This is a genomic window from Trinickia symbiotica (assembly GCF_003028655.1).
In the GTDB taxonomy this organism is placed as follows: domain Bacteria; phylum Pseudomonadota; class Gammaproteobacteria; order Burkholderiales; family Burkholderiaceae; genus Trinickia; species Trinickia symbiotica_A.
This window is the reverse complement of sequence record NZ_PYUC01000004.1, coordinates 80,588-105,910: the sequence shown is the minus strand read 5'-3', so window position 1 is coordinate 105,910 and position 25,323 is coordinate 80,588. Positions and strand designations below refer to the sequence as shown.

General features: G+C 65.8%; 24 protein-coding genes. 6 read left to right on the top strand and 18 right to left on the bottom strand.

The window, feature by feature from the left end; all coding sequences use genetic code 11:
- The first annotated feature begins 88 nt into the window (after positions 1 to 88).
- Positions 89 to 931 carry a MurR/RpiR family transcriptional regulator gene (locus C9I57_RS08935; protein WP_107150279.1) on the top strand — a complete coding sequence of 281 codons (843 nt, stop codon included), beginning with the start codon at positions 89 to 91 and terminating at the stop codon, positions 929 to 931.
- Positions 932 to 952: 21 nt separating this feature from the next.
- Here C9I57_RS08935 and C9I57_RS08930 read toward each other — a convergent pair whose 3' ends face one another.
- From C9I57_RS08930 to C9I57_RS08890, 9 genes are all read right to left on the bottom strand, one after another.
- The gene (locus C9I57_RS08930; protein ID WP_107150278.1) at positions 953 to 1,369 is read right to left on the bottom strand and encodes a CopD family protein; all 417 of its coding nucleotides are present in this window, start codon (positions 1,367 to 1,369) and stop codon (positions 953 to 955) included.
- A gap of 21 nt (positions 1,370 to 1,390) precedes the next feature.
- On the bottom strand, positions 1,391 to 2,677 hold the full coding sequence (locus tag C9I57_RS08925) for a glutamate-5-semialdehyde dehydrogenase (RefSeq protein WP_107150277.1): 1,287 nt from the start codon (positions 2,675 to 2,677) through the stop codon (positions 1,391 to 1,393).
- 107 nt (positions 2,678 to 2,784) lie between these two features.
- Complete coding sequence (gene holA, locus C9I57_RS08920) at positions 2,785 to 3,876, bottom strand: DNA polymerase III subunit delta (RefSeq protein ID WP_107150276.1); 1,092 nt, start codon at positions 3,874 to 3,876, stop codon at positions 2,785 to 2,787.
- A 50-nt stretch (positions 3,877 to 3,926) separates the two neighbouring features.
- Positions 3,927 to 4,478, bottom strand: coding sequence for an LPS-assembly lipoprotein LptE (locus C9I57_RS08915; RefSeq protein ID WP_107150275.1), 552 nt, complete (start codon positions 4,476 to 4,478; stop codon positions 3,927 to 3,929).
- A gap of 52 nt (positions 4,479 to 4,530) precedes the next feature.
- Positions 4,531 to 7,125 (bottom strand): leucine--tRNA ligase, encoded by a 2,595-nt coding sequence (gene leuS, locus C9I57_RS08910; RefSeq protein WP_107150597.1) that lies wholly within the window; start codon positions 7,123 to 7,125, stop codon positions 4,531 to 4,533.
- Positions 7,126 to 7,281: 156 nt separating this feature from the next.
- Positions 7,282 to 7,719 (bottom strand): ExbD/TolR family protein, encoded by a 438-nt coding sequence (locus C9I57_RS08905; protein WP_107150274.1) that lies wholly within the window; start codon positions 7,717 to 7,719, stop codon positions 7,282 to 7,284.
- A gap of 20 nt (positions 7,720 to 7,739) precedes the next feature.
- Entirely contained in the window at positions 7,740 to 8,429 is a 690-nt protein-coding gene (locus tag C9I57_RS08900) for a MotA/TolQ/ExbB proton channel family protein (protein WP_018439898.1), read from the bottom strand.
- A gap of 194 nt (positions 8,430 to 8,623) precedes the next feature.
- Complete coding sequence (dapB, locus tag C9I57_RS08895) at positions 8,624 to 9,421, bottom strand: 4-hydroxy-tetrahydrodipicolinate reductase (protein ID WP_107150273.1); 798 nt, start codon at positions 9,419 to 9,421, stop codon at positions 8,624 to 8,626.
- Positions 9,422 to 9,434: 13 nt separating this feature from the next.
- Positions 9,435 to 10,223 (bottom strand): outer membrane protein assembly factor BamE, encoded by a 789-nt coding sequence (locus C9I57_RS08890; protein WP_107150272.1) that lies wholly within the window; start codon positions 10,221 to 10,223, stop codon positions 9,435 to 9,437.
- 208 nt (positions 10,224 to 10,431) lie between these two features.
- Between C9I57_RS08890 and fur the strand changes: the two genes are divergently transcribed.
- Positions 10,432 to 10,860 (top strand): ferric iron uptake transcriptional regulator, encoded by a 429-nt coding sequence (gene fur / locus C9I57_RS08885; protein WP_018439895.1) that lies wholly within the window; start codon positions 10,432 to 10,434, stop codon positions 10,858 to 10,860.
- Positions 10,861 to 10,937: 77 nt separating this feature from the next.
- On the opposite strand, the gene gap is transcribed toward fur, so the two are convergent.
- Positions 10,938 to 11,951, bottom strand: a complete 1,014-nt coding sequence (gap, locus tag C9I57_RS08880; protein ID WP_107150271.1) for a type I glyceraldehyde-3-phosphate dehydrogenase — start codon at positions 11,949 to 11,951, stop codon at positions 10,938 to 10,940.
- 98 nt (positions 11,952 to 12,049) lie between these two features.
- Positions 12,050 to 14,083, bottom strand: a complete 2,034-nt coding sequence (tkt, locus tag C9I57_RS08875; protein WP_107150270.1) for a transketolase — start codon at positions 14,081 to 14,083, stop codon at positions 12,050 to 12,052.
- A gap of 335 nt (positions 14,084 to 14,418) precedes the next feature.
- Between tkt and C9I57_RS08870 the strand changes: the two genes are divergently transcribed.
- The gene (locus C9I57_RS08870) at positions 14,419 to 15,159 is read left to right on the top strand and encodes a 16S rRNA (uracil(1498)-N(3))-methyltransferase (protein ID WP_107150269.1); all 741 of its coding nucleotides are present in this window, start codon (positions 14,419 to 14,421) and stop codon (positions 15,157 to 15,159) included.
- 209 nt (positions 15,160 to 15,368) lie between these two features.
- Here C9I57_RS08870 and C9I57_RS08865 read toward each other — a convergent pair whose 3' ends face one another.
- The 3 genes from C9I57_RS08865 to C9I57_RS08855 all read right to left on the bottom strand — a co-directional run bounded on the left by C9I57_RS08865 (position 15,369) and on the right by C9I57_RS08855 (position 19,141).
- Positions 15,369 to 15,929, bottom strand: coding sequence for a barstar family protein (locus tag C9I57_RS08865; protein ID WP_107150595.1), 561 nt, complete (start codon positions 15,927 to 15,929; stop codon positions 15,369 to 15,371).
- A 16-nt stretch (positions 15,930 to 15,945) separates the two neighbouring features.
- Positions 15,946 to 16,419, bottom strand: coding sequence for a ribonuclease (locus C9I57_RS08860; RefSeq protein ID WP_258187564.1), 474 nt, complete (start codon positions 16,417 to 16,419; stop codon positions 15,946 to 15,948).
- A 424-nt stretch (positions 16,420 to 16,843) separates the two neighbouring features.
- A complete protein-coding gene (locus tag C9I57_RS08855; RefSeq protein ID WP_107150268.1) occupies positions 16,844 to 19,141 on the bottom strand; it encodes an NADP-dependent malic enzyme in 2,298 nt (765 codons plus the stop codon).
- Between the two features lie 177 nt (positions 19,142 to 19,318).
- Here C9I57_RS08855 and thiL point away from each other — a divergent pair, with 177 nt between their 5' ends.
- The 3 genes from thiL (at position 19,319) to C9I57_RS08840 (ending at position 21,447) form a co-directional block, all read left to right on the top strand.
- Positions 19,319 to 20,353: a thiamine-phosphate kinase gene (gene thiL, locus C9I57_RS08850; protein WP_107150267.1), complete on the top strand. Its 1,035-nt coding sequence runs from the start codon at positions 19,319 to 19,321 to the stop codon at positions 20,351 to 20,353.
- The gene (locus tag C9I57_RS08845) at positions 20,343 to 20,882 is read left to right on the top strand and encodes a phosphatidylglycerophosphatase A family protein (RefSeq protein WP_107150266.1); all 540 of its coding nucleotides are present in this window, start codon (positions 20,343 to 20,345) and stop codon (positions 20,880 to 20,882) included. Before thiL ends, C9I57_RS08845 begins: the two co-directional genes overlap by 11 nt.
- A gap of 64 nt (positions 20,883 to 20,946) precedes the next feature.
- Complete coding sequence (locus tag C9I57_RS08840) at positions 20,947 to 21,447, top strand: CinA family protein (RefSeq protein ID WP_107150265.1); 501 nt, start codon at positions 20,947 to 20,949, stop codon at positions 21,445 to 21,447.
- Between the two features lie 30 nt (positions 21,448 to 21,477).
- Here C9I57_RS08840 and pyrF read toward each other — a convergent pair whose 3' ends face one another.
- From pyrF to C9I57_RS08820, 4 genes are all read right to left on the bottom strand, one after another.
- Positions 21,478 to 22,302, bottom strand: coding sequence for an orotidine-5'-phosphate decarboxylase (gene pyrF, locus C9I57_RS08835; RefSeq protein ID WP_107150264.1), 825 nt, complete (start codon positions 22,300 to 22,302; stop codon positions 21,478 to 21,480).
- Positions 22,303 to 22,348: 46 nt separating this feature from the next.
- Positions 22,349 to 23,422 (bottom strand): aldose 1-epimerase, encoded by a 1,074-nt coding sequence (locus C9I57_RS08830; protein ID WP_258187563.1) that lies wholly within the window; start codon positions 23,420 to 23,422, stop codon positions 22,349 to 22,351.
- 163 nt (positions 23,423 to 23,585) lie between these two features.
- Positions 23,586 to 24,509 carry an SMP-30/gluconolactonase/LRE family protein gene (locus tag C9I57_RS08825; protein ID WP_107150263.1) on the bottom strand — a complete coding sequence of 308 codons (924 nt, stop codon included), beginning with the start codon at positions 24,507 to 24,509 and terminating at the stop codon, positions 23,586 to 23,588.
- Complete coding sequence (locus tag C9I57_RS08820; protein WP_107150262.1) at positions 24,506 to 25,294, bottom strand: SDR family NAD(P)-dependent oxidoreductase; 789 nt, start codon at positions 25,292 to 25,294, stop codon at positions 24,506 to 24,508. Before C9I57_RS08820 ends, C9I57_RS08825 begins: the two co-directional genes overlap by 4 nt.
- Positions 25,295 to 25,323 lie beyond the last annotated feature (29 nt).

Sequence of the window (25,323 nt, the reverse complement as noted above, 5' to 3'; positions counted from 1 at the left end):
GGCGTAGCAAAATTGTGTAGATTTTCTACACGCGAGCAGCGATACTGTTTCGACGATCGATCATTGCGCACGACGCGTGCCCCTCACCATGCTTGCCCGAATCGAAACGATGCGCGCGCAGCTGCGCCCGTCCGAACGCAAACTCGCCGATTACATCCTCGATACCCCGCGCGAGGTACTGGATCTCGCCATGACGGAGCTGGCCGAGCGCGTCGGCGTCAGCCAGCCGACGATCGCGCGCTTCTGCCACGCGCTCGGCTGCGGGGGATTCCGCGAATTCAAGATCAGGCTCGCACAAAGCATCGCGCAGGGCGTGCCGTCCGTCTATCGTGACGTACGGCCCGATGAGCCGGCACCGGGCGTCGTGGCCAAAGTATTCGATCGGACCATCGGGGCGCTGATCGAGGTGCGCAACAGCTTGTCGGCGGCGAGCATCGCGAAGGCGATCGATCTGCTTGCCGAGGCCTCGCGCATCGAGTTCTATGGCGCCGGCGGCTCGGGCATCGCCGCGCAGGACATTCAGCACAAGTTCTTCCGCCTCGGCATTCCCAGCGTCGCCTACGCGGATCCTCACACGTACTCGATGTCGGCCGCGCTGCTTTCCGCGGGCGATGTCGTCGTGGCGATTTCGAACACGGGACGCACGCGCGATATCGTCGATGCGGCGCAATCGGCGCTCGATTGCGGCGCGAAGGTCGTCGCGATCACGCACGGCAACTCTCCGCTCGCGCAGATCGCGACCGTCAGCCTCATCGCGAACGTCACCGAGGAAACCGATGTGTTTTCGCCGATGACCTCGCGCATGTCGCATCTTGCGATCGGGGACATCCTCGCCGTCGGCGTCGCGCTGCGGCGCGGCCCCGAGCTTGCCGACAAGCTCGGGCGCGCGAAGGCGACGATCACGCGTCGCCGCATCGACGCGAACGGATAGGACGTGCGCGGAACGTCGCGCTTAGAACGGCTTCAAGACGACGAGCGCAACCGCGGCGAGCAGGCCCAGCACGGGCAGTTCGTTGAAGAACCGATACCAGCGGTGCGAGCGGCGGTTTTCGCCACGTTCGAACGTGGCGAGCAAACGCCCGCAGTAAAAGTGATAGACGACGAGCAGCACGACGACGCCCACCTTCGCGTGAATCCAGCCCTGCCCCGCGCCGATGCCGATCACGAGCCAGAGCCAGAGCCCGCACGCGAGCGCCGGCACGGCGATGAAGGTCATGAAGCGAAACAGCTTGCGCGCCATCATGAGCAGACGCCCCACGGCCGCCGGCTCGGTTTCCATCGCGAGGTTGACGAAGATGCGCGGAAGATAGAAAAGGCCGGCAAACCAGGCGGCCACGAGGACGATATGGAACGTCTTGATCCAGAGCATCGGCGATTTGTTCGAATCTTGTTACTGGCGCCCCTCGCCGTGCCCCAGCACGACGTACTTCAGCGACGTGAGGCCCTCGAGCCCCACCGGGCCGCGCGCGTGCAGCTTGTCGTTCGAAATGCCGATCTCGGCGCCGAGCCCGTATTCGAACCCGTCCGCGAAGCGCGTCGACGCATTGACCATCACGCTCGCCGAATCGACCTCGCGTAAAAACCGCATCGCGCGATCATGATCTTCGGTGACGATCGCATCGGTATGGGCCGAGCCGTACGTGTTGATGTGCTCGATCGCCGCATCGATGCCGTCGACGACCTTGATCGACAGGATCGGCGCGAGATATTCGGTGCGCCAGTCCTCTTCCGTCGCATCGACGAGCGGGAGCGCGGGCGTGTCGCCGCCGCACGCCGTCTCGAGCACGGCACGCGACGCCGCATCGACGCGCAGTTCGACGCCTTTGTCGCGATAGAGGCGCGCTAGCGGCGGCAGGACGGCACGCGCGATGCCGCGCCCAACGAGCAGCGTCTCCATCGTATTGCAGGTGCCGTAGCGCTGCGTCTTCGCGTTGTCGCAGACGGCGAGCGCCTTCGCCACGTCGGCGCGGTCGTCGACATAGACGTGGCAAATGCCATCGAGATGCTTGATCATCGGCACGCGCGCTTCCTCGATCAGCCGTGCGATGAGGCTCTTGCCGCCGCGCGGCACGATCACATCGACATACTCGGTCATCGTGATCAGCTTGCCGACGGCAGCCCGGTCGGCCGTTTCGACGACCTGCACGGCATCGCGCGGCAAGCCGGCCGCCGCGAGCCCCTCACCGATCAGCGCCGCGAGCGCGGTATTCGACGCGAGCGCCTCGGAGCCGCCGCGCAGGATCGTCGCGTTGCCCGACTTCAGGCAAAGCGCGGCCGCATCGATCGTGACGTTCGGGCGCGACTCGTAGATGATCCCGACCACGCCGAGCGGCACGCGCATGCGTCCGACCTGAATGCCGCTCGGACGGTACTTGAGACCGTCGATCTCACCGATCGGATCAGGCAACGCCGCCACTTGGCGCAGCCCCTCCACCATCGTCGATAGCGCCTTGTCCGAAAGCGTGAGGCGGTCGACGAACGCCGCGTCGAGTCCTTTTTCGCGCGCACTGGCCACGTCCCGCGCATTGGCTTCTTTCAGCGCCGCGGCCTCGCGTTCGATCGCGCGCGCGATCGATTCGAGGGCGTCGTTCTTCGCCGCGGTCGTGGCACGTGCCATCGCGCGGGAAGCCTGGCGGGCCTTGCGGCCGACGCCGCTCATGTAGTCGTCGATGTTCATAATCAGTCTCTAGCGAACGGCGCGCCGACGTCGAAGCGCCATGCCTGCAAACGGGGATTCACCGATTGTAAGCGGAACCCACCGCAATCGCGCGTGGGGCGGTGTGCTCAGGTTGCAGCCCGCGAACCGGCGCCTCGGCGCTTTTCCGGCGCGGCGACGAGCGCCGCGAGCTCGAAGAGGCCGTCCCATGGATCGGGCGGCAACGGCTCTCCGCGGCGTGCGCCCGGCACGCTGCCTGTGAGCCCCTTCACCTGCCTATCGAGGGCGGCGGCGAGCGCCAGCCCCTCTTCGAGCCGAGCCTCGGTCAAGCGCGCCAGCGCCGGCCCGACGAGCCTCTCGCGCGGCCCCCAGACGCGGTTTTCACGCAAGAGCGCGGCTAAGGGCTTGCCTGCCGCCACCCCGCGCTTGATCCTGAGCAGCGTGCGCACCTCTTCGGACAACGCCCAGAGCACGAGGACGGCCGCCTCCCCTTCGCCCTTCAATCCGTCGATCATTCGCGCGAGCCGGGCGACGTCGCCCGCGAGCATCGCCTCGTTGAGCTTGAACACGTCGTAGCGCGCCACGTTGAGCACGGCGTCGTGCACCGCGTCGAACGTCAGCGTGCCGGCCGGATAGAGCAGGCCGAGCTTCTGGATTTCCTGGTGCGCCGCGAGCAAATTGCCCTCGACGCGCTCCGCGATGAATTGCAGCGCGCGCCGCCCCTCCTCGCCCGCCGCGACGCGCTGCCCCTGTTGGGCGAGCCGCTGCGCCACCCAGTTCGGCAGTTGCGCGCGCTCGACGGGATCGATGCGCAACGCCACGCCGGCATCGGTGAGCGCGGCAAACCATGCCGCCTTCTGCGTCGCAGCATCGAGGCGCGGCAGTGTGACGAGCGTCAGCAGATCGGGGTTGCCGGCCGACGCCAGTGCCTTCAGCGCATCAGCGCCCTCCTTGCCTGGCTTGCCCGACGGGACGCGGAGCTCGATCAGTTGCCGCTCGCCGAAGAGTGACATCGATTGGCTCGCGCCGATGAGTGCGCTCCAGTCGAAGCTGCGCTCGACCGTGAACACCGAACGTTCCGTGAAGCCGGCCGCGCGCGCCGCCGCGCGAATACGGTCGCAGGCTTCCTGAACGAGCAGATGCTCGTCGCCATAGACGACGTAGAGGCTTCCGAGCCCCTTGGTGAGATGCGCTTCGAGCGCGTCGAGTCGCAGTTGCATGCGAATCCGATACGAGTGCCGGCGGATGAAGGCGGATGCGGCAGCGGCCGTCAGAGCGGCGGCGGCGGCAGCGGCGCGCGCGGCGCGACACCCGGCACTTGCTGGCCCGGTCCCGGATGCAGCGAGTGGACGGCCGCGAGACGCCGCGTGAGCTGATCGACGGCGTCGTTTTGCATGTCCGCGTAGAGCAGCTCCGATTCCTGCGACTTGGCGAGCGTGTACTGGGTGCTGTAGGTCATCGCGCGGTTGAGCGCAATGACGCTCGGCGGAATCAAGACGGTACCGTCGACGCCGGTCAGCGTATAGGTGAGCGAGTAGTTGAGCTGATACTCTTCCGCGATGCCGAGCGAGCTCAGCGTCAATATCGACTGGCCGCGACCCTCGCCGACGCTCAGGATCGCGTCGGCATCGGCCGTCGACTTGACGATCACCGTATCGCTGCCGCCTTGCACCATGCGCGCGAGACGCGCGGCGACCGGTGCCGGCGCGCCGACGATCGCGAGCCGCTTGAATGCGTAGTCCTGCTGTCCGCGCAGTTGAAAGCCGCACGCGCTCAGCATCATCGCGCCGCAAGCGAGGGCAAGAAACGATCGGCGAATCACGTTGTTGGTTCCTCAGTTCTATCGCTGCGAGGCCTCATCCCGAGCCCCGCCGTCAGACGACGATGTTCACGAGCCGTCCCGGCACCACGACGATCTTTTTCGCCGGCTTGCCTTCGCCGAAACGCGCGAACATCTCGTGCGCAAGCGCCGCGCTTTCGATGGCCTCGCGCGGCGCATCCTTCGCAATCGTCAGCGCGCCGCGAACTTTGCCGTTCACCTGCAGCACCAACTCGATTTCGGCCTGCTCGAGTGCTTTTTCGTCGACCTTCGGCCACGGCGCATCGAGCAGCGGGCCGAACTCGTCCGCGTAGCCGAGCGAGTCCCAGAGCGCATGCGTGACGTGCGGCACGACGGGATAGAGCACACGCAGCAAGATGCCATAGCATTCGCGCAGCACGGGCGCGTGGCCGTTCTTCGCGCCTTCGAGCGCGTTGAGCATTTTCATCGCCGCCGAAACGACCGTGTTGTACTGCAGGCGCTGATAGTCGAAATCGGCCTGCTTGAGCACGCCGTGGATCTCGCGCCGCAACGTCTTGTCGGCCTCGGCGAGCGAGCCGGCATCGAGCGCGCCGCGTGCGGTCAAGGTCGGACGGTTCGCATAGGCGAACGACCAGAGGCGCCGCAAGAAACGGCTCGCGCCTTCGACGCCCGCGCCCGACCATTCGAGCTGTTGCTCGGGCGGCGACGCGAACATCGTGAAAAGACGCGCCGTATCGGCGCCGTATTGATCGATGAGCAACTGCGGATCGACGCCGTTGTTCTTCGACTTCGACATCTTCTCGATGCCGCCGAGCTGCACCGGCTGACCGTCCGAGTTCAGGGTCGCACCGATCGGCCGTCCTTTCTCGTCGTGCGAGACCGTGACGTCGGCCGGGTTGTACCAAGTCTTCTTGCCCGACGCGTCTTCGCGATAGAACGTTTCGTTGAGCACCATGCCCTGCGTGAGCAGGTTCTTCGCCGGCTCGCCGAACGCAACGAGGCCCATGTCGCGCATCACCTTGGCCCAGAACCGCGAGTAGAGCAGGTGCAGGATCGCGTGCTCGATGCCGCCGATGTATTGATCCATCGGCATCCAGTAATCGGTGCGCGCGTCGACCATCGTCGGCGCATCGGGACATGCGTAGCGCGAGAAGTACCACGCCGAATCGACAAACGTATCCATCGTGTCCGTTTCGCGTTTCGCCTGCGCACCGCATTTCGGGCACGCGCAGTTGAGAAACGCTTGGGACTTGGCGAGCGGATTGCCGGTGCCGTCCGGCACGAGATCTTCGGGCAGCACGACGGGCAGGTCCTGCTCGGGCACGGGCACGTCGCCGCACGAAGGGCAGTGGATGATCGGGATCGGCGTGCCCCAATAGCGCTGGCGCGAAATGCCCCAGTCGCGCAGGCGCCACGTCACGCGCTTGTCGCCGAGACCGAGCGCATTCAAATCCGCCGCGATCGCGTCGACGGCGTCCTGATGCGACAGGCCGTCGTACTTGCCGCTCTGGATGCAGACGACGCCCTCCTTGTCGGCGTACCAATCCTGCCAGGCGTCGGTCGAATAGTCGAAGCCGGCTTTCGCGATGACCTGCTTGATCGGCAGACCATACTTCTTCGCGAATGCGAAATCGCGCTCGTCGTGCGCGGGCACGCCCATGACCGCGCCTTCGCCGTAGCTCATCAGCACGTAGTTGCCGATCCAGACCTCCACGCGCTCGTGCGTGAGCGGATGCGTGACGAAAAAGCCCGTCGGCACGCCTTTCTTTTCCATCGTGGCGATATCGGCCTCGGCCACCCCGCCATGCCGGCATTCGTCGATGAACGTCTGCAGCTCGGGCTTGTCCTGAACGAGGCGTGCCGCGAGCGGATGCTCGGCCGCGATGGCGCAGAACGTCACGCCCATGATCGTGTCGGCGCGCGTCGTGAAGACGCGAAGCAGCTTCTTCTCGCCATCGAGCTCGTACGGAAAGCCGAAGTTCACGCCATAGCTCTTGCCGATCCAGTTCTGCTGCATCACCTTCACGCGCTCAGGCCAGCCGAGGCCGCCGAGGTCGTTCAGCAGCTCGTCGGCATAGTCGGTGATCCGCATGTAGTACATCGGAATCTCGCGCTTCTCGACGGCCGCGCCCGAACGCCAGCCCCGCCCGTCGATCACCTGCTCGTTCGCGAGCACGGTCTGGTCGACAGGGTCCCAGTTCACGGTGCCGGTCTTTTTGTAGACGATGCCCTTCTCGAGCATCTTCAGAAAGAGCCACTGATTCCACTTGTAGTAGTCGGGCTTGCAGGTCGCGACCTCGCGCGACCAGTCGATCGCCAGCCCCATCGACTGCATCTGCCCCTTCATGTAGGCGATGTTGTCGTAGGTCCACTTCGCGGGCGGCACGCCGTTCGCCATCGCCGCGTTCTCGGCCGGCATGCCGAACGCGTCCCAGCCCATCGGCATCAGCACGTTGTAGCCGTTCATCCGCAAATAGCGGTACATCACGTCGTTGATCGTATAGTTGCGCACGTGCCCCATGTGCAGCTTGCCCGACGGATACGGCAACATCGACACGCAGTAGAACTTCGGCTTGCCGGCAATCTCCTCGCTCCGGTAAGCGTTGGATGCGCGCCAATCTGCCTGGGCAGCGGCTTCGATATCGGCGGGTAAGTATCTTTCTTGCATGGGCGTGGTTTGGGCTGGTATCTCGTGGCGCTTCGTCTCGTCGGCCGCTTCGGCCTGCTCGCGCGCGGGACAGTAGGCCCGCTTGGAAATCACGGCGTTGGAAAGCGCGTCCCCTCTCGCGAAGGGAAAGGGTCGATTATACCGTCGGAGCAGACGTCAACGCGCTGCGGGGCTTTGCGGTGGGGGCGGCTCCGTCACGAAGCCGATCCGCTCGAGCCCGGCTTGCTGAGCCGCGCCCATGACCTGGGCGATGATGTCGTAACGCGTGGCGCGTGCCGCGCGCAAGTGGATCTCGGGAGGCTGCGGCGCTTTGCCCGCCGCGGTCAGCGCCGCGCGCACGGCCTCGAGCGAAGACGGTTTGCCGTTCCAGTAGAGCTTGCCCGCATCGTCGATCGAAAGCGTGATCGTCTGCGGCGTCTGCCGCGCCGGCGCCGACGAAACCTTCGGCAGATCGAGGCGGATCGCGTGCGTGAGCAACGGCGCGGTGATGATGAAGATGACGAGCAGCACGAGCATGACGTCGATGAGCGGCGTCATGTTGATGTCCGCCATCGGCGCGGCTTCATGATGCCCGTCGAATCCGCCGAATGCCATCCTCTTCTCCCTCCACTCTTCTACGCCTGCAGTTGCGCGTCGCGCGGCCGATGCGTCGCCTCTTTGCCGGGCGCGCAGACATAAGCGTGCAAATCGCGGGCGAAGCCGTCCAAATCCTCCGACAGCTGCCGCTGCAAGCGGCCGAGGATGTTGTAGCCGAGCACGGCGGGAATGGCGACGACGAGGCCGAATGCCGTCATGATGAGCGCCTCGCCAACGGGCCCCGCCACGTTCTCGATGACGGCCTGCCCGCTCGCGGCAATGCTCGTCAGCGCGTGATAGATGCCCCAGACCGTGCCGAGCAGGCCGACGAACGGCGCGGTGCTGCCGATCGAAGCAAGCAGGACATGGCCGAACTCGAGCCGCCGCCGTGATGCGGTCAGCGCCTGGCGCAGCGCGCGTGTGACGCGCTCCGAAAGCTCGACGCGCGCGAGCATCGCATTCGGCGCGTACGCCTGCCCTGCTTCGAGCGCCGCTTCCGCCAGCGGTGCGAAAACACGCTCCTTATCGGCGCCGCGAATCGCGAGCACGGCCTCCGAAAGCGTCGGTGCCTGCCAGAAGAGCGTCATGGCGCGCGGCCCCTGGCGCTTCGCTCGGACGAGCATCCAGCATTTCGCGATCAGGAAGCACCAGCTCGCCACCGACATCGCCAGCAGAAGGTAAGCCACGCCGTGCGTCACGGCGTCACCGGATTCCAGGTAGTGAAGCATGCCGGTGTTCACGATTCGATCCGAACTGAAAATGCGTTGTCTCAGGACAGGACGCCGTCGGCTTTTCGGCTCAGCGCCGTGCGCCGTGCGTCCTCGTTCGCCGAGTGTAGCGCACACGCCGCGCCGGCCGCGTGACGAAACCGGAGAAATCGACGAAATCGGGAAAATTGCCCGCCTGAGGGCCTGTCGGCGCGTCAGCGCAACCCGAGCACGTCCTGCATGTCGTAGAAGCCCGCATCGCGCCCGGCGAGAAAGTGTGCCGCACGCAGCGCTCCTTGCGCATACGAGACGCGGCTCGCCGATTTGTGCGTGATCTCGATGCGCTCGCCGGCACCGGCGAAGAGGACCGTGTGATCGCCGACGATGTCGCCGCCCCGGATCGCCGAGAAGCCGATCGTCGACGGATCGCGCTCGCCCGTGATGCCGTGCCGGCCATAGACGGCGCAATCGTCGAGCTTGCGCCCGAGTGCACCCGCGACGGCCTCGCCCATCATCAGCGCGGTGCCCGAAGGCGCATCGACTTTATGGCGGTGATGCGCCTCGATGACCTCGATGTCGTACCCTTGGGCGAAGTAAGGTGCGGCGAATTCGAGCAGCTTCAATGTGACGTTGACGCCGATGCTCATGTTGGCCGCGAAGACGATGCCGATTTTCTCGCCGGCGCGCGCGAGCGCCTGCTTTTGGCTCGCATCGAAGCCCGTCGTGCCGATCACGAGTTTGACGCCGTGGCGCAGCGCCGCCTCGACGTGCGCCATCGTGCCCTCGGGACGCGTGAAGTCGATCAGGCAATCGGAAGCGGCGAGCACGCTGTCGATGTCGCCCGTGAGCGCGACGCCGGTTTTCTTGCCGAGAAACGCGCCCGCGTCCTCGCCTATCGTCTGAGCATCGCGGCGATCGAGCGCGCCGGTAAGCGTCGCGTCCGGATCGTTCAGCACCGCTTCGATCAGCATCCGGCCCATTCGGCCCGATGCGCCCGCTATGGCGATTTTCATCGGCAAGCTGCCCTCACGAAGAACTGACGGACGACGAAGCCGAGCGCGCGCCGCTGCCCGACCCGTTGCTGCTTTCCGTGCCGGCCGGCCCGACAGGCTGGCTTTGATCGGGCGAAGCCGGTTGCGGCTGGCGATGAAACTGGAACTGCGGCGTCGCGCCGCCGGGCCCGCCCGGCGAGGGATTGCCCGAGCGCACGGAAGGCGCCCCGCCGGTGGGCGACTGCACCTGGTTGACGGCACGGTTGGCCGCCTGCGCGGCTTGAGCGTTCGGATCGGCGCCGGCGCCTGACGCCGCCGCCGGTGCGGAGGCTTCGGCCGCCGCGGGCGCGCTCGCCGCCGACGCGGCGGCCGGTGCGGCGGCACTGGCCGGGCTCGCGATGGCCGCGACGGTTTTCGCCTTCTTGCCGCGCTTGTCGCCGTCGATGTCGGCGAGCAGCTCGAGTTCGGACGGCAAGTCGTCGCCGCCCTCCCAGCTTGCGACGCGGTCATCCGCGAAGTGGACGATGAAATCGCGCTGCTGCACGACAGAGGTCGAGCCGCGCTTGAAATAGAACAGATAGTCCCAACGATCGGCGTGGAACATGTCGGTCAAGAGCGGAGTGCCGAGCGCGGTCCTCACCTCGGCGCGCGTCATGCCGACACGCAACTTCGCGGCGGCCTCTTTCGAGACGAAGTTGCCCTGAACGACCGTGATCCGATAAGGCGTGATGCTTTGCGCGACGCGCTGCGTGAGGCTATCGTAGGTCGAACAACCGGCGAGAACGGCAAGCGCCGCCATCACGGCGAAAGCGCCGCGCGCCATGCTGTTCTTTTTGCTCCCCCGACATGTCTTCAAAACAAAATTTCGACTCATTTCACCCACCGTGCGGGCCTCCGTTTGCATCTTGCGCGTCTTTTCCCCGAGGGGGTGCTCAGTATGCTTGGGGCGGCCCGGCGCATACTGAGGTAACCGGAAAAGCAAAAAACCATTACCATTGGAGCCCTGCATTGTACTCTAGGGACGCCGACCCATGACCAATCCCACGGATCTGAAAAATATAGGGCTCAAGGCGACTCTACCGCGCCTTAAAATCCTCGAGATCTTCCAGCGCAGCGCCGTGCGTCATCTGACCGCGGAAGACGTTTACCGAAACCTGCTGCAAGAGCAACTCGACATCGGGCTCGCCACCGTCTATCGCGTGCTCACGCAATTCGAGCAGGCGGGACTGCTCTCGCGCAGCAACTTCGAGTCAGGCAAGGCCGTCTTCGAGCTCAACGAAGGGAAGCATCACGATCACCTCGTCTGCATCGACTGCGGACGCGTCGAGGAGTTCTTCGACCCAGAAATCGAATCGCGCCAGCACTCGATCGCCGAAGCGCGCGGCTTCAAGCTCCAGGAACACGCGCTAGCGCTCTACGGCGCCTGCACAAAAGAAAACTGCCCGCACCGCAAGCACTGAACGGGCAGCGTTCCACTCCGATAGCCGACGCCGGCCAGCGTCGATGGACTTTCTGGCCGGCGCGGCGACTCTCCCGCTTACTTCGCGGTCCCGAGCGCGATGGCCGTATCGAGCATGCGGTTCGAGAAGCCCCACTCGTTGTCGTACCAGCTCGACACCTTGACGAGACGGCCCGACACCTTCGTGAGCGTCGCATCGAACGTCGACGAAGCCGGATTGTGGTTGAAGTCGATCGAGACGAGCGGCGCGTCGTTGTAGGCCAGAATGCCCTTCAACGCTCCACCTTCGGACGCGTCCTTCATGATCGCGTTGATCTCGTCGACGGTCGTGTCGCGCTTGGCGATGAACGAAAGGTCGACGATTGACACGTTGATCGTCGGCACGCGGATCGCGTAGCCGTCGAGCTTGCCCGCGAGCTCGGGCAGCACGAGCCCGATCGCCGAGGCCGCGCCGGTCTTCGTCGGAATCTGGCTATGCGTGGCCGAGCGCGCACGACGCAGATCCGAATGGTAGACGTCGGTCAGCACCTGGTCGTTCGTGTACGAGTGGATCGTCGTCATCAGGCCCGACTCGAGGCCGATTTTGTCGTTGAGCGGCTTGACGAGCGGTGCGAGGCAATTCGTCGTGCACGACGCGTTCGAGATGACCGTGTGGTCGGCTTTCAGCGCCGTGTGGTTCACGCCGTAGACGATCGTCGCGTCGACATCCTTGCCGCCCGGCGCCGAAATCAGCACCTTCTTCGCGCCGGCCGCGAGGTGAGCGCCCGCCTTTTCCTTCGACGTGAAGAGACCCGTGCACTCCATCACGACGTCGACGTTGAGCTCGCGCCACGGCAGCTCGGCTGGATTGCGATGTGCGAGTACGCGGATCTTGTCGCCGTTCACGACGAGGAACTCGCCCTCCACCGACACTTGCCCCGGAAACGGGCCGTGCGCCGTGTCGTACTTGGTCAGATGCGCGTTGGTGTTCGCATCGCCGAGGTCGTTGATCGCGACGATCTCGAGATCGTGCTTTTTGCCGCTCTCGTAGAACGCGCGCAGCGTGTTGCGGCCGATCCGGCCATAACCGTTGATTGCAACGCGAATCGTCATGCTGTTTCTCCTGATCTTGGGCTGAAAAATACCTTCGATGTTCGAAAGCCCGCCGGGCGCCTCAAGACGGCCTTGCGGGCGTTCCGCCTTTCGTCCTCTTATGAATCGAGCGCCGCCTTCGCCTGCGCGACGACGTGCTCGACCGTGAAACCGAAGTGCTTGAAGAGCACGCCGGCCGGGGCCGATTCACCATACGTGTCGATACCGACCACGCCACCCTCGAGCCCGACGTACTTTCGCCAGTAGTCGGTCACGCCTGCCTCGATCGCTACGCGGCGCACGCCCTTCGGAAGCACGCGCTCGCGATATTCGGAGTCCTGACGGTCGAAGACCGTCGTCGATGGCATCGACACGACGCGCGCACCGATGCCCTCTCGCGCGAGCGGCTCGATCGCCTTCAAGGCGAGCTCGACTTCCGAGCCGGTCGCGATCAGGATGATTTTGCGCGCGACGATCTCGTCGTTCCAGTCGCGCAGCACATAGCCGCCCTTGGCGACGTTCGCGATCTGAGCGTCCGTACGCGTCGCGAACGCCACGTTCTGGCGGCTAAAAACGAGGCACGACGGGCCGCGGTGCTCGATGGCCTGCGTCCACGCCACCGCCGTCTCGACCGTATCGGCCGGACGCCAGAGTGCCAGATTCGGGATCAGGCGCAGGCTCGCCAGATGCTCGATCGGCTGGTGCGTCGGGCCATCCTCGCCGAGTCCGATCGAATCGTGCGTGAAGACGAAGATCGAAGGCGCCTTCATCAGCGCGGCAACGCGCAGCGCGTTGCGGCTGTAGTCGGAGAACGTCAGGAACGTGCCGCCGAAGGGCTTGTAGCCGCCATGCAGCGCGACGCCGTTGATGATGGCGCTCATGCCGAATTCGCGAACGCCATAGTTGATATGGTTGCCCCATTGGATGCCGGCGGCCGCGCCTTCGGCCGCGCGCACGGGCTTGCTCGCCTTCCAGTTCGTGAGGTTCGAGCCCGTCAGGTCGGCCGAGCCGCCGAGCAGTTCGGGCAGCGCCGCGGCGAGTCCTTCGATGGCTTGCTGCGAGGCTTTCCGCGTCGCGACGGTCTCGGCGCGCTCGTTCGCGCCCGCAATGATGGCCTGTGCCTTCGCGGCCCAGTCGGCGGGCAGTTGGCCCGCGGCGCGGCGCGCGAATTCTGCCGCCTCTTGCGGATAATTCAGCCGGTATTGCGCGAAGGCGTCGTTCCAGTGCGCCTCGTTGCGCGCACCCTGCTCTTTCGCATCCCACGCCACATAGACTTCCTGCGGAATGACGAACGGCTCCCACTTCCAGCCGATCGCCTCGCGCGTGGCCGCGACCTCGGCGGCGCCGAGCGGCGCGCCGTGCACGTCGTGCGTGCCCGCCTTCGTCGGTGCGCCCTTGCCGATCACCGTCTTGCAGCAGATCAGCGTCGGCCGGTCCGCGCGCTTGGCCGCTTCGATCGCGGCATCGACGGCCTCGACGTCGTGACCGTCCACGGCGCGAATCACGTTCCAGCCATAGGCTTCGAAACGTTTCGGCGTGTCGTCGTGGAACCAGTGCTCGACGTGGCCGTCGATCGAAATGCCGTTGTCGTCATAGAGCGCGATGAGCTTGTTCAGCTTCAACGTGCCGGCGAGCGAGCACGCCTCGTGGGAGATGCCTTCCATCAGGCAGCCGTCGCCGAGGAAGACGTAGGTGTGGTGATCAACGATCTTGGCATCGGCCTTGTTGAATTCGGCCGCGAGGAGCGCTTCGGCGAGCGCCATCCCGACCGCGTTCGCGAGACCCTGGCCGAGCGGCCCGGTCGTCGTCTCGACGCCGGGCGTGATGCCGTATTCGGGGTGGCCGGGCGTCTTCGAGTGGAGCTGGCGGAAGTTCTTGAGCTCCGCCATCGGCAGCTCGTAGCCGGTCAGGTGCAGCAGCGAATAGAGCAGCATCGAGCCGTGCCCGTTCGAGAGCACGAAGCGGTCGCGGTCGGCCCAGTGCGGATTCGCCGGATTGTGCTTGAGGTGCCGCGACCAAAGCGCGACGGCGATCTCCGCCATGCCCATCGGCATGCCGGGATGGCCTATGTTCGCTTGTTGCACGGCATCCATCGCGAGTGCGCGAATCGCATTCGCCATCAGGGCGGTCGGAGCGGGGGACGAGGTCGTCATGTCGGTGCGGAAGAACGAGTCGAGAAAGCGGGGCCGAAGGCGGACCGTCGCTCGGGGCTGCGCGCTTTTCGGACGTCGCCGGCGTGGGCCGCGAGGGCCACGGCGGGACGGCATCGGCCGCGCGGGCTCGCTTGACGCGACGGTAGCCGGGGGAGCGAACGGACGGGGCTGCAAAGCGTGTAATTCTAACAGATAGCCGCCGGGATTCCGGCCGCCAAACGTCCGCTGGCCACTGCGCTCGAGCGAGGGTCCGCTCCTATAATCGCGGAGTTGCTGCGCCCTGCATTTGCTGCCGCTGCCGCTACCGCGAGCAGCAGATTTTCGACTTCGTTGCCATGCCCCGTTTCTTTCTCGATGCCGCCATCCATTCGGGTGACGTTCTCACGCTGCCCGACGACGTGGCGCGCCATGTTCACGTGCTGCGTCTCAATCCCGGCGACACGCTGACGCTCTTCAACGGCCAAGGAGGCCAATATGCCGCTCGGCTCGCCGAAGTCGGCCGGCGCAGCGCCGTCGTGGAAGTCGGCGAGTTTTCGGCGGTCGACGTCGAGCCGCCTTACGAAATCACGCTCGCGCAAGGTGTAGCGGGCGGAGACAAGATGGACTGGCTCATCGAGAAGGCGGTCGAGCTCGGCGCGGCGCGCTTCGTGCCGCTCGCGACGGCAAGAAGCGTGGTCCGCCTCACCGGCGAGCGCGTCGCGCGCCGACAGGCGCACTGGCAAGCGCTCGTTCAGTCCGCGTGCGAGCAGTGCGGTCGAAACCGTGTGCCGGCGGTCGAAGCGCCGAACGACTTCGAGCGCTGGCTGGAGGGGTTGTCCGGCGCGGCTGCCGAAGGCGAGCTACGGCTCATGCTTTCACCGCGCGCGCAGCTTCCGTTCGCTGCGTTGCCCGCTGCCGCACCGAGCGCCGCGGTGACGCTGCTGATCGGTCCCGAGGGGGGGCTTTCACCGGAAGAGGAAGATGCCGCCGCTGCGCGCGGCTTCACGGCGCTCTCGCTGGGCCCGCGCGTGTTGCGCACCGAGACCGCCGGGATTGCGGTGCTAGCCGCGCTTGCGGCGCGCTGGGGTGGCTGGTAGCCGGCTCGAGCCGTCCAGCCGCTTCGCGCCTGGATGATTTCGCGGCGACATCGATACCGATTTCCGGCATTTTTTTACCGGATACCGGTACCTGCGGCGCGTTCCGACCATGCACAGACGAAAGAAAGGCCTGCGCGGCGGCAGGCCTTTTGATCTTGCAGCGGTCGCTATCGCCGATCTGGCGGCAGACCAACTCGCGTTTATCTCGCTCAGGCGAACGAGTAAAAAACGCGGAACGCCACTTTGCGCTCGGCCCAGAACTCCGCCGCTTCGCGGAAGACGTCGAGCAGCGTCTCGCGTCCCTCTTTGTCGAACTTCTGCGCGATCGGCAGCGCTTCGAGCACGATGACGAACCCCGGCTGCGCGCCGGCCTTGTCCACCAAATCGGTCAGACAGTCATAAAGCGCGTCGTAGTTCTTGCCGAAATGCTTCGGAAACAGGAACGACGTCGCAATCGTCTCGAGCACCTCCTGCTTCGAAGCCGCGCCGCCACAATAGGCGTAGAGGAAATGCTGGCCGAGCCGGCCCGCCTCGTCGGCGAGATCCTGCACGCGGAACGCCCGGATCGACTGCACGATGTTCGGCCGCACCGTCGCGAATAAGCTCATAGGCTCCTCTTTCGATGAACGTCCGGGCTCGTCCTCATGTTGCGCGCCCTGGCCGCGCTCGGCCTTGCGCATTTGCATGACGCGCTGAAAAAGATTGCCGTCGCCGGCCGCGAACAGATCCGTCGCGACTTGCGAATCGTGCGCGTAGATGTTGTCGCTCATGCCGCTCATCCCGATATCATTCAACAATGCGTTTAAAACTGTTGTAGTGGTCGTCCGAATAAAAACAGTTGTCGGCCCGCCTTGGCGGTCCGCCACAGACGATGCGGCGGGCGCCGCGATTTCTGGCGCGCGGCGTAGGAACCGTGTATTCGTGGTAATAGCCGCGCGGGCGCGCCGGCAACAGCCTTTCGAAGTTGCCGAACACCACGCCATCCTTCGCATACGGATAGGGCCCGCCGGCCGCGATCAAGTTCAATGTGTCTACCGCCTCGCGCGGCAATTGCGCCCGCGCGATGGTTGGGCCGACCCGTCCTGACTCGCCATAACCGTGAGCCGGCTCGCGCGCAAGCGCGGCCTGCCAGCCGAACGGCTCCACGGCGCCCGGAACGAAGCTCCCGAAGCCACCGAGCACAGCCGCCACCAGCAAGCCGACGAACATCCCGCCGCGCTTTCTCGCCGCTGCCGCGCCTCCCCGCGCGTTCTTCTTCATTGATCGGCCCGATTTCCCTGCTTTCGTTTCTCGACGTGAACGACCACGAAAAGCGTAAGGGTATCCCTAACGGTCCTCGGAAGCAATCTTTGTGTGGAAAATGAAAGGTTTACGCGCGCCGACTGCCTCGACCGGCAGTCCGTCTCCGCGATCCCGCGTATCTTTTTATCTTTTTCGCGGAATTTTTATCCAGTTTACGTTAAGCTAACAGTGATGGCTCCGATCGCGACGGGTTTTTGCCTCCTCGTCGCCGGTTCAGAACCTGGGAGTCGTCGTTTCACGCTTTTGGGCGGCAATCCTCTCTATCGCCCACGGCGTGCCCATCGCGGGCACGCCGTTTTTTTTGCTCGTCGTTTTTGCACCGGCCGCTCGAGGATCTCCGTTCGAGAGCGTGTGTCATCTTGGCGGCGGTGTGGTGCCTGCGTCAGCGCGCGGCGTTGGCGTCCGCCACGAGCAGCGCCGTCATGTTGACGATACGCCGCACGGTGGCCGAAGCCGTCAGCACGTGCACGGGCTTGGCGGCACCCAGCAAGATCGGGCCGATCGCGACGTTGTTGCCGGCCGCCGTCTTGAGCAGGTTGTACGCGATGTTGGCCGCGTCGATGTTCGGCAGCACGAGCAGATTGGCGTCGCCCTCGAGTGTCGATTCGGGCAGCACCTCACGCCGCAGATTCGAATCGAGCGCAACATCGCCGTGCATCTCCCCGTCGACCTGCAGATCGGGCGCCCGCTCCTTCAGCAGCGCGAGCGTCTCGCGCATTTTTTGCGCCGACGGTGCGTTGCTCGTACCGAAATTCGAGTGCGACACGAGCGCGATCTTCGGCTCGATACCGAAACGCCGCACTTCCTCGGCCGCCATGATCGTGATCTCCGCCAACTGCTCGGGCGTCGGATCCACGTTCACGTGCGTATCCACGAGGAAGATCTGCCGCCCCGGCAGCACCAGCGCATTCATCGCGGCATAGACGCTGCAGCCGGGCCGCTTGCCGATGACCTGATCGATGAAGTGCAAATGCCGATGCGTCGTGCTGATCGTGCCGCACATCATCCCGTCGGCCTCGCCCTTCTCGAGCAGCATCGATCCGATCAGTGTCGTGCGCCGGCGCATTTCGAGCTTCGCCATCTGCTGGCTGATGCCCTTGCGCGCCATCATATGCGCATACGTCTGCCAGAAATCGCGGTAGCGCTCGTCATGTTCCGTATTCACGATCGTGAAATCGACCCCTGCCGCAAGCCGCAATCCGTAGCGCTCGATTCGGTTTTCGATGACGGCGGGCCGGCCGATCAGAATCGGCGTGGCGATCTTCTCGTCCACGAGGATTTGCACGGCGCGCAGCACGCGCTCCTCCTCGCCCTCCGCGAACACCACGCGCTTTTTTTCGGGCGCCACGGCGCGCGCCTGCTGGAACACCGGCTTCATCGTCGTGCCGCTGTGGTAGACGAACTGCTGCAAGTGCTGCTTGTAGGCCTCCATGTCCTCGATCGGCCGCGTGGCCACGCCCGAATCCATCGCGGCTCGCGCCACGGCCGGGGCGATCTTCACGATGAGGCGCGGATCGAACGGCTTCGGAATCAGGTAGTCTGGTCCGAACGAAAGGTCCTGAATCCCGTACGCCGTCGCCACGATGTCGCTCTGCTCCTGGCGCGCGAGCTCGGCGATCGCATTGACGGCCGCGATCTCCATCTCGCGCGTGACCGTCGTCGCGCCCGCGTCGAGCGCGCCGCGGAAGATGAACGGGAAGCAGAGAACGTTGTTGACCTGATTGGGGTAGTCGGTGCGTCCCGTGGCGAGCACGGCGTCGGGCCGCACTTCGAGCGCGACCTCCGGGAGGATTTCGGGCGTCGGGTTGGCGAGCGCGAGAATCAGCGGCTTGTCGGCCATATGCTTGACCATCTCGGGCTTCAGCACCCCGCCGGCCGACAGGCCGAGGAAAATGTCCGCGCCCTCGATCACCTCCGCGAGCGTGCGCGCCGACGTCTCGCGCGCGAATCGCTCCTTGTCCGGATCCATCAGCTCGGCACGCCCCTTGTAGACCACCCCGGCCAGGTCGGTCACGAAGATGTTCTCGAGCGGCAGCCCGAGATCGACGAGCAGGTCGAGGCACGCGAGCGCCGCCGCGCCGGCGCCCGACGCGACGAGCTTGACCTTGCCGATCTCCTTGCCGACCACCTTCAGCCCGTTCAGGACCGCGGCGGCCACCACGATCGCGGTGCCGTGCTGGTCGTCATGGAAGACGGGAATCTTCATCCGCTTGCGGCATTCGCGCTCGACGATGAAGCAGTCCGGCGCCTTGATGTCCTCGAGGTTGATCCCGCCGAACGTCGGCTCCAGTGCCGCGATGACGTCGACGAGCTTATTCGGGTCCGGCTCGTTGATTTCGATGTCGAAAACGTCGATGCCGGCGAACTTCTTGAACAGCACCGCCTTGCCTTCCATGACCGGTTTCGACGCGAGCGGGCCGATGTTGCCGAGCCCCAGCACGGCCGAGCCGTTCGTCACGACGCCGACCAGATTGCTGCGCGCGGTGAAGCGCGCCGCGTTGAGCGGGTTCTCGACGATCTCCTCGCACGCGAACGCCACGCCCGGCGAATACGCGAGCGCCAGGTCGCGCTGGTTGATCATCTGCTTGGTCGGCGCGATCGCGATCTTGCCGGGAGCGGGAAACTCGTGATAGTCGAGCGCGGCGTCGCGCAGTTTGGTTTTCGCGGGATTCGTAGACATGAGAAGAAAAATCCAGGCGTCGGGGCCGATTAGAATAGGAGGTCGACGCATTGTAGCGCCATTCCCCAGCCCGTCCGCGCGGGCTTGGTACGGCCTAGGCCATCCGGCCAGCCGTTTCGAGGCCGCTACCGCGATCCGCGACGATCGTCGTCGTTTTTGCGACTATCACCCCGAAACATGCCGCTTTCAGAGTTTTCCCTTATCGACCGTTTCTTTGCGCGCCGGGCCCGTGCCCACGCCGGGACCGCGACTTCCCCGGCGGCGACGCTCGGCATCGGCGACGATTGCGCGCTCCTCGCGCCGCGGCGCGACGAGTTTCTCGCGGTCTCGACGGATATGCTCGTCGAGGGTCGGCACTTTCTGCCCGATGCCGATCCGCATGCGCTCGGTCACAAGGCGCTCGCCGTGAATCTGTCGGATTTGGCCGCGATGGGCGCGAAGCCGCGCGCGTTCACGCTCGCGCTTGCGCTCGAGACGCCGCGCGAGACTTGGCTCGCGGCCTTCGCCGACGGCATGTTCGAGTTGGCCGAGCGTTTCGGCTGCGAGCTCGTGGGCGGCGACACGACGCGCGGGCCGCTCAATCTCTGCCTGACCGTCTTCGGCGACGTGCCGGTCGGCGCCGCATTGCGCCGCGACGGCGCGCGCGCGGGCGACGACATATGGGTGTCGGGGACGCTCGGCGATGCGCGCGCGGGCCTCGCGCTGCTGCGCGATGAATGGCCCGGCGCGCCCCATGGCAAAGGGGATGCGGCTCAGGCCGACGACGCGGCGTTCCTGCGCCGCGCGCTCGAGCGCCCCGAGCCGCGCGTCGCGCTGGGCCTCGCGCTGCGCGGACTGGCGCATGCCGCGCTCGACATCTCGGACGGTCTCGCGGGCGACCTCATGCATATCCTCGAGCGCTCGCGCGTGAGCGCGATCGTCGACGTCGACGCCGTGCCGCGCTCGGGCGCGCTCCAAAAGCTGCCGCGCGACACGCAGTTGCGCTGCGCGCTCGCAGGAGGCGACGACTACGAGCTCTGTTTCACGGCGCCGCCCGACGCGCGCCGTGCGATCGCGGCGGCCGCCGAGCGCGCGGGCGTCGCCGTCACACGCATCGGTACAATAACCGCCTTGCGCGACGCGGCCGGCGCGCCGTCGATCGCCTGGCACGACGCGGCCGGCGCGCCGCTATCTCTGACGTTGCACGGATTCGATCACTTCAATGCAGACTGACCCGACGCTTCGCGACGGCGCCCAAACCGAACTGCCGCCGGAAGGGCCGCGGCGCGCGACGGCGCGCTTCATGCTCTCGCATCCGTTTCATCTCGTTTCGCTCGGTTTCGGCAGCGGCCTGTCGCCCATCGCCCCGGGCACGGTCGGAACGCTCTTCGCCTGGGTCTCGTTCGCGGCGCTCGCGGGGCGCCTGACTGTCACGGAATGGGCGGCGCTCATCGCGATTGGCTTTTTCGCCGGCATCGGCCTCAGCGGGTTCACCGCCAAAAAGCTCGGCATCGGCGATCCGTCGCCCGTCGTCTGGGATGAAATCGTCGCCTTCTGGCTCGTTCTGCTTTTCGTCACGCCCGAGCCGTTCGTCGGCCAGCTTTGGGCGTTCGTCATCTTTCGCTTCTTCGACATGGTCAAGCCGCCTCCGGTCCGCTACTTCGACAGGCGTTTCTCAGGCGGCTTCGGCATCATGATCGACGATCTCGTCGCGGCGTTTCTGACGCTGTTCGTCATCGCGCTTTGGCGCATGACGATCTGATCGTCCGAGAACGCGCACGCGCGTTTCGCCCCGCGTCAACCGAACACGAGCCGGAATCCGAGCCATGGCCACCGATTCAGTCGTCCACCAACTTGCCGTACGCGTCGGGAACAAGCTACGCGATACGCGGCTCATGCTCGCCACCGCGGAATCGTGCACGGGCGGCATGGTCGCCACGGCGATCACCGATATTTCGGGCAGCAGCGGCTGGTTCGAGCGCGGCTTCGTCACTTATTCGAATCAGGCGAAAACCGAGATGATCGGCGTGCCGGCCGAGCTCATCGACAAGCATGGCGCCGTCAGTGAACCCGTCGCGCACGCGATGGCCGAAGGCGCGCTGCGCAACAGCCGCGCGCAGGTCTCGCTCGCGATCACGGGGGTGGCCGGTCCCGGCGGCGGAACGGAAACGAAGCCTGTCGGCATGGTCTCGTTCGCCTGGAGCAACCGGCTTCATACGTCGGTCGAGACGCTCGTCTTCAAAGGCGATCGCAAGCAGATCCGGACGCAGGCCGCCGCTCATGCGCTGCGCGGCCTGCTCTCCTTTCTCGACGAGCAAGAGCGTTGAACGCGTCAAAGTACGCTGCGCTGACGCCGCTCAGCGGTAGAGATTGATCTTGTCGCGCGTTTCCTGCGCGGCGCGCGCGGCCGCCTGCGCGAAGTCCTCGTCTTTACCGGCATAGAGGATCGCGCGCGACGAGTTGATCATCATCCCGAAACCCTCTTTCGTGCGGCCGGCCCGCACCGTCGCTTCGACGTCGCCACCTTGCGCGCCAATGCCCGGAATCAGCAGCGGCATATTGCCGACGATGCCGCGCACCACCTCGATCTCCTTCGGGAACGTGGCGCCGACGACGAGCGCAAGCTCGCCCGCCGCGTTCCATTTTTCGGCCGCCAGCTGCGCCACCGTTTGGTAGAGGGGTCTTCCGCCCACATCGAGAAACTGCAGGTCGGAGCCGCCCGCGTTCGACGTGCGGCAAAGGACGATCACGCCCTTACCTTCGTGCGCGAGATACGGCTCGATCGAATCGAAGCCCATGTACGGGTTGACCGTCACGGCGTCGGCCCGATAACGCTCGAACGCCTCGCGCGCATACTGCTCGGCCGTGCTGCCGATGTCACCGCGTTTCGCATCGAGGATGACGGGCAGGCCCGGGTGCTTCTCGTGGACGTGAGCGATCAGTTGCTCGAGCTGGTCTTCGGCGCGGTGAGCCGCGAAATAGGCGATCTGCGGCTTGAAGGCGCTCGCATAAGGCGCCGTCGCATCGACGATTGCCCGACAGAAATCGAATATCGCATCGCTGCGATTCGCGAACGCGCCCGGAAAACGCGACGGTTCGGGATCGAGCCCGACGCAAAGCAGCGAGCCCGTGCGGCGCCACGCCTCGTCGAGCGTGCGGACGAAGGACGAATGGGAGGACATGAGAAAACGCCCGGTCGGGCGGTGGTCGTCGGAGAAGGTGCGTATTCTAAACGCCCACGCGCGCCACGGTGAACCGAAACTCGCGCGTGAGCCGCTCGCCCGGCCCGAGCACCGTCATCCCGTGCGCATCGGCGCCGCCCGGAAGATTCACGGCGTTGATCGGGTGATCGACGGGCTCGAAGCAAAAGAAATTCTCGCCCGGCGGCGTATAGAGCACGTAATAGTCCGCGTTCGCGGCAATCGTCAGCGAGAGGCGCCGCGTGGGCCAAACGACGGCCGCGTGGCCGCTCCAGTCCGTGAACGCATGGTTGACGAGCGTGTCGGGCAGCGGATAGGCGACGCCGAACTGCCAGGCCGGCGGCGCCTGCACGTGACGCACCGGCAGCCAGTCGTCGTCCGAAAGCCACAGCCCGCTCGCCGCCGCCGACAGATGCGTTTTCTCGTCTCGCGACAGAAACGGATGCAGGCCGAGCCCGAACGGCATCCGTTCACGCCCTGCGTTCTCGACGGCAAGTCTGATTCTCAACGTCGCTTCGTCGAGCGCGTACGAGAGCGTGGCGCGATAAGCATAGGGACGTGCGCGGCTGCGATCGAGGACGAGCGTCGCGCGCACGGCATCGCTTTCGACGAGCTCCCACGCCTGCAGCCAGCCGTCGCCATGGATCGGCAGCGCTTCGTTGGGGCAGGTGCGCGGCACGTCGACCGAGCGGCCGCCGAACGTAAAGCGCGCACCGCCGATTCGGTTCGAATAGGGGACGAGCGGATAGCAGGCGAGCGTGTTCGGATCGGCGCCGGCCTCGACCGACGCCGCGCGGCGGAATATCGGCGTCGGTGCGTCGCCGTTGCCGCGCCAGTCGAAGCACGTGATCGCGCCGCCGAGCGAGGGGGCGATGTCGAGCCGCAGTTGCGGCGTGGCCAGGGTGACCGTCTCGCTCTCGCGCGTTTTACCAAGACCGCGCGCCATCGCCGAGGTGCTGGGCCCCGGGCGCACGGGCTGCGCGATCGCCGCCAGCTTGGCACGGCGCGCGGCGGACGGTGTCGCGCCCCTCGCTGAGGCAGGTACGCTAGTCGATGCGGCTGGCGCCGTGGCGGTCGTGCCGTCGGTATCCGCTGCGGTCATCGTTCGCTCCCAGGGTCTGTTTGAGGCGGGAGGCCCTCGGCCTGTTACCGGCGACCCCCGATTGGTCTGCGCAAGGCGGCACTGCTTCCCGCCTTTGTCTCTTTATTTATGGGTCGGTTCCGCTCGTTGCCGATTTAGTGTGACGACGTAACACAGCTAGTAGCTACGATCGGCGCACGCCGACGAACAACGGCTCCGGCAACCCGCGGCGCGCGACCGTCGCCGCGAACACGCCGCCCGACGAACGCTCGGCGGCAAGCCTCGCCGCGTCGAGCCCGACGCGCGCCGTCGTCACGTAAAGCGTGCCGAGCCGTGCACCGCCGAGCGCGACGCAGCTCGGCTGCCGAGCCGGCACGAGCACCCGCTCGGTCTCACGGCCCTGCGCGTCGTAGCGAACCACGCGCCCCGCTCCCCATTGCGCGTTCCAGAGCCCACCGTCGGTATCGATGGTCGATCCGTCCGGCTCGCCATCGGTATCCGCGAGCCGCACGAAGACGCGCGGCTGGCCGATATGGCCGTCGGCGCCGTAGTCGCAGGCGAGGATCTCGCGCGCAGGCGAATCGCAAAAGTACATCGTCGAGCCGTCGGGACTGAATGCGATGCTGTTGGAAATCGCCGGCGCCGGCAACGGCAGCCTTTCGACAGACAAATCGCGGTTGAGCCGATAAAAACCGCCGATCGGTTGGGGCTTGTCCGCTTCGTCCTTGGTGCCGAACACGAAGCGCCCCTGACGGTCACAGCGCCCGTCGTTCACGCGCGTATTGAGATGGGGCTCCACCTTGGCGATCGGCGTAATCTCGCCCGTCGTCAGATCGAAAAAAGCGAGTTGCGAGGCAAGACCGAGCAGCAGGACCTGGGGATCGGCCGTCAATGCGAATGTGGCTAGCCGCTCAGGCATGCGCCACGACGAACGCTCGCCCGTCGCCGGATCGAAGCGCCACAATTGCGCGCCCTCGATATCGACCCAATAGAGCCGCCCGCTGCGCGCGCACCAGGTCGCGCCCTCGCCGAGCACGCATTTCGTATCGACGGCGAGCGTCGCGCGCAAGGCACGCGCGCCTTCGCGTTCTTGCTCGCGCCCCGTCATGCCCAGCCTCCATCGACGATGAAATCCTGCGCCGTCACCATGCGGCTGTCGTCGGCCGCGAGAAAGAGCGCCATCCGCGCGAGGTCCTCGGGCATCAGCTCGCCGTCGAGGCATTGCCCCGCTTTCAGCGCTTTCAGCCCGGCTTCGTCGAGCCAAAGCCGACGCTGCTTTTCCGTCATGACCCAGCCGGGCACGAGCGTATTCACGCGAATGCCGAAGGGGCCCAGGTCACGCGCGAGCGCATGCGTCAGTCCGGCGATCGCCGCCTTTGCCGACAGATAGACGGGCATGCCGCCTTGTTTCAGCATCCAGCTGATCGAGCCGAGATTGATGATCGAACCGCCGCCGCGCGCTTTCATATCGTCGACGACGGCCTGCGCCGCAAAAAATTGATGGCGCAGATTGACGGCAATGCCGGCATCGAACGATTCGGGCGTGACCTCGGCGATCGAATGCCGCCGGTCGTTCGCCGCGTTGTTGACGAGTACGGTGATCGGACCGAGCGCGCTTCTCGCATCGGCGATGGCGCCTTTCAACGCGCCGATGTCCGTGATATCGCACGAGAGGAAAAGCGGCTTCGCGTGCGCCTCGCCGAGCGCGTCCGCGAGCGCTTCGCCCGACGACGTATCGATGTCGCAAAACGCGACGCGGGCGCCCTGCTGCGCGAAATGCGCGACGAACGAGGCGCCGATGCCGGTCGCACCGCCGGTAATGAACACCGTGCGGTCGACGAGGCTCGGATAGCTCGCGTAAGGCCCGGGCTCGGGATGATCGGGTAGCGCCATGATCGAGAGTCTCCTTCTACACTGAGACG

What these genes read in the sequence shown, in the direction of transcription:
- C9I57_RS08935 (WP_107150279.1), top strand. Translation starts at nt 89, where the DNA reads ATGCTTGCCCGAATCGAAACGATGCGCGCGCAGCTGCGCCCGTCCGAA.
- C9I57_RS08930 (WP_107150278.1), bottom strand. Translation starts at nt 1,369, where the DNA reads ATGCTCTGGATCAAGACGTTCCATATCGTCCTCGTGGCCGCCTGGTTT.
- C9I57_RS08925 (WP_107150277.1), bottom strand. Translation starts at nt 2,677, where the DNA reads ATGAACATCGACGACTACATGAGCGGCGTCGGCCGCAAGGCCCGCCAG.
- holA (WP_107150276.1), bottom strand. Translation starts at nt 3,876, where the DNA reads ATGCAACTGCGACTCGACGCGCTCGAAGCGCATCTCACCAAGGGGCTC.
- leuS (WP_107150597.1), bottom strand. Translation starts at nt 7,125, where the DNA reads ATGCAAGAAAGATACTTACCCGCCGATATCGAAGCCGCTGCCCAGGCA.
- C9I57_RS08905 (WP_107150274.1), bottom strand. Translation starts at nt 7,719, where the DNA reads ATGGCATTCGGCGGATTCGACGGGCATCATGAAGCCGCGCCGATGGCG.
- C9I57_RS08900 (WP_018439898.1), bottom strand. Translation starts at nt 8,429, where the DNA reads ATGCTTCACTACCTGGAATCCGGTGACGCCGTGACGCACGGCGTGGCT.
- dapB (WP_107150273.1), bottom strand. Translation starts at nt 9,421, where the DNA reads ATGAAAATCGCCATAGCGGGCGCATCGGGCCGAATGGGCCGGATGCTG.
- C9I57_RS08890 (WP_107150272.1), bottom strand. Translation starts at nt 10,223, where the DNA reads ATGGCGCGCGGCGCTTTCGCCGTGATGGCGGCGCTTGCCGTTCTCGCC.
- fur (WP_018439895.1), top strand. Translation starts at nt 10,432, where the DNA reads ATGACCAATCCCACGGATCTGAAAAATATAGGGCTCAAGGCGACTCTA.
- gap (WP_107150271.1), bottom strand. Translation starts at nt 11,951, where the DNA reads ATGACGATTCGCGTTGCAATCAACGGTTATGGCCGGATCGGCCGCAAC.
- tkt (WP_107150270.1), bottom strand. Translation starts at nt 14,083, where the DNA reads ATGACGACCTCGTCCCCCGCTCCGACCGCCCTGATGGCGAATGCGATT.
- C9I57_RS08870 (WP_107150269.1), top strand. Translation starts at nt 14,419, where the DNA reads ATGCCCCGTTTCTTTCTCGATGCCGCCATCCATTCGGGTGACGTTCTC.
- C9I57_RS08865 (WP_107150595.1), bottom strand. Translation starts at nt 15,929, where the DNA reads ATGAGCGACAACATCTACGCGCACGATTCGCAAGTCGCGACGGATCTG.
- C9I57_RS08860 (WP_258187564.1), bottom strand. Translation starts at nt 16,419, where the DNA reads ATGAAGAAGAACGCGCGGGGAGGCGCGGCAGCGGCGAGAAAGCGCGGC.
- C9I57_RS08855 (WP_107150268.1), bottom strand. Translation starts at nt 19,141, where the DNA reads ATGTCTACGAATCCCGCGAAAACCAAACTGCGCGACGCCGCGCTCGAC.
- thiL (WP_107150267.1), top strand. Translation starts at nt 19,319, where the DNA reads ATGCCGCTTTCAGAGTTTTCCCTTATCGACCGTTTCTTTGCGCGCCGG.
- C9I57_RS08845 (WP_107150266.1), top strand. Translation starts at nt 20,343, where the DNA reads ATGCAGACTGACCCGACGCTTCGCGACGGCGCCCAAACCGAACTGCCG.
- C9I57_RS08840 (WP_107150265.1), top strand. Translation starts at nt 20,947, where the DNA reads ATGGCCACCGATTCAGTCGTCCACCAACTTGCCGTACGCGTCGGGAAC.
- pyrF (WP_107150264.1), bottom strand. Translation starts at nt 22,302, where the DNA reads ATGTCCTCCCATTCGTCCTTCGTCCGCACGCTCGACGAGGCGTGGCGC.
- C9I57_RS08830 (WP_258187563.1), bottom strand. Translation starts at nt 23,422, where the DNA reads ATGACCGCAGCGGATACCGACGGCACGACCGCCACGGCGCCAGCCGCA.
- C9I57_RS08825 (WP_107150263.1), bottom strand. Translation starts at nt 24,509, where the DNA reads ATGACGGGGCGCGAGCAAGAACGCGAAGGCGCGCGTGCCTTGCGCGCG.
- C9I57_RS08820 (WP_107150262.1), bottom strand. Translation starts at nt 25,294, where the DNA reads ATGGCGCTACCCGATCATCCCGAGCCCGGGCCTTACGCGAGCTATCCG.